The 1,062-nt window shown below is 55.6% G+C and carries 1 protein-coding gene; it reads right to left on the reverse strand.

Translation table 11 applies throughout. The features are described 5' to 3' along the window. Nucleotides 1-334 precede the first annotated feature (334 nt). On the reverse strand, nt 335-514 hold the full coding sequence (locus GZH79_RS05505) for a hypothetical protein (RefSeq protein WP_211642783.1): 180 nt from the start codon (nt 512-514) through the stop codon (nt 335-337). Nucleotides 515-1,062: the final 548 nt, after the last annotated feature.

Consider the following 1,062-nt stretch of genomic DNA (forward strand, 5'->3'; position numbering starts at 1 on the left):
TCCTTGGAAATCGTCATCGTCATCGTCCTTGCTTCTCTCAGGAAGCATGAACCAAATCCCAGTTACACAGAAGGTCGGACACTCTCCACCTAAGGTCAGCATGAGGTAAAGGCTTGGTCTCCCCCCCTCCCCCCTTAGGTATCCTATAGTTGACCTTAGACCCTAGAGTGTGGGTCCGCCCTGTCGTGATCTCTCTAAAGGATGGGGGTATTCCCGATCACCGCAGAGTCACTGAGAGGCCACCTACAGCGCATCCTCTGGTGAGCGCTAGGGTATCCGCAGAAAACCACATGCACCGCACCAGAGGCGCTCCTAATGAGTCCTCTGGGGTGTCCTAGGCGACCACGACACCCAGGCCATTCCCATCACGAACATCTCGCCAGCGGTCGAAGGCCAGTCCGATGCCGCGTGTCAAGGTTAGCTCCCCGATGAACGGCACCCTGATGGCCAGCCCAAGGCGATCCAAGGCGAAGGTGAAGCGGTGGCGACCAGCGCCAAGTTGCAGTGCGATCATGTCCGTGGGGTTCCTCTGTTGCGTCCCATGGGAAGCTCTAGCGGGCCGGGGTAGGACTTGGAAATTCACTAATAATTACATGCACTTGTGGATAATTCGCGAAGGTTTCGAACATGCTTGGGAGGTTCAGAAGATCAAGCCCCGGAGGAACCAGCTCACCAGAACGCCAAGGCTTCCCCATAAGAACAGAGTTCCGATCAACTGGACTAGTTGAAGTGGTAGCTTCACTGCCATTGACGTCCCTGCGTTCGATCCGAGCCTGTTACTCGCCAGCCACCCACGGAACGGGAAGGCTACTGCTGATGCGACCCATGCGACCAATGGCACCCACACAGTCGTCAGGTCGTTTTGCCAGCCGAACAACCAAATGCCGAAAGGCACACACACAAGAAGAACAAAGCCCATCATCCGAATATCCTCTTCAACCAGCCATTGGTCACACCAGCTCCGACACTCTGGTGAGCTATGGTTGATTTTGGGTGACGCGCATCATCAGGCGGCGCGGTTTTCGGTATCGTTGGTCTGTTCTATACCGTCAGTGAACTTGA

Origin of the sequence: Loktanella sp. SALINAS62, assembly GCF_018263905.1 — a bacterium.
Classification (GTDB): domain Bacteria; phylum Pseudomonadota; class Alphaproteobacteria; order Rhodobacterales; family Rhodobacteraceae; genus Loktanella.